The following is a 1,402-nucleotide window of genomic DNA, read 5'->3' as shown; positions in this document are numbered from 1 at the left end:
CGGCACCCGCCGCGATCAGCTCGTCCCGCAGCACGACCGCGCCCGGAGCATCCAGCCCCCGGCGCGACAGCAGCAACAGGGTCCGCACCCCATGCCGTACGACCAGGTGCCTGGCGACCTCGGAGCCCAAACCGCCCGTACCACCCGTCACCAGGACCGTGCCGTCAACCAACGGAGACTCCACCACACCGACCGAGGAGCTCAACCGCGCCAGCCGGCCCACATGCACGACGCCGTCACGGACCCGGACGTACGGCTCACCCGCCGCCAGTACCTCCGAAGCCGACCACTCGCCCTCCGCATCGACCAGCAGGAACCGGCCCGGGTTCTCCGACTCCGCCGCCCGCACCAGACCCGTGACAGCGGCGCCCGCGAGGTCGCCCCGCACCACGATCACCAGGCGGGCGTCCTCCGGCCGTTCTTCCGACAGCCACTCCTGCACCGCAGCCAGCACCTCAACGGCAGCCGCATGCACCGCCTCGGGCGTGTCGCCGCCCTCGACCGGCAGAACTGTCAGCCTCGACTCATCGACGGCGGACGACTCCGACACCTCGGCCGGCACCCACTCCAGACACAACAAACCATCCCGCGCAGGCGCGCCCACCGACACCGCCGGAGCCCCAAGCACCAGTTCCTCGACCGTCAGCACCGGCTCGCCCGCTGCATCCACCAGCACCAGCGATACGGACTCCTCGCCCGGACGGCCCATCCGGGCCCGCACCACCGACGCACCCGCCGCATGCAGCGTCACCCCACGCCAGGAGACCGGCACCAACTCCCGCTCCCCCACAACCTCCCGCACCACCTCAGCCAGCAACGCCGGATGCAGACCAAACCGATCCGCCTCCCGCGCCACCTCCCCCGACAACGCGAACTCCACCTCACCACCGGCGACGCCCACCACAGGCCGCCCGGCAGCAGGGACAAGCACACCCGTGGCGTGCTCCGTCCAGGCGGCCCCGTCCGTCCGGGAGAAGAAGGCGACCGTGCGGGCACCCGACGCATCGGGCTCCCCCACGCGCACCTGAGTCATGACGCTGCCGTCCGCGGGCACCACCAGGGGCACAGTGTGCACCAAGCTCTCGACACGGTCGCAGCCGACGTGGTCACCGACGCGGAGGGCCAGTTCCAGCAGGCCGGTCATGGGTGTCGCCGGTCCGGCCAGCCAAGGCTGGGCGTGGGCGGAAAGCCGGCTGGTGAAGACCACGCCCTCCGACTGGGCGAGCGGAAGGACCGCTCCCAGCATGGGGTGTGCGTCGGCGATCAGCCCGGCCGCAGTGACATCGCCCGCGTCAGGGGCGAGCGCCGGCCAGTAGCGTTCGTGCTGGAAGGGGTACGTCGGCAGGTCGACGCAACGGGCGCCCGTACCGTCGTACCAGCGTGCCCAGTCCACCCCCACGCC

Annotated in this window: 1 protein-coding gene; it reads right to left on the bottom strand. The window is 72.0% G+C overall.

The features are described 5' to 3' along the window. Positions 1–1,402: KR domain-containing protein (locus tag ACWD01_RS37460; protein WP_451168457.1), on the bottom strand; the 1,402-nt coding region annotated here is incomplete at both ends.

The sequence above is a fragment of the Streptomyces sp. NPDC002835 genome, from assembly GCF_053591995.1.
The sequence above is the reverse complement of the archived record's forward strand: the minus strand, read 5'-3'. Positions and strand labels throughout refer to the sequence as shown.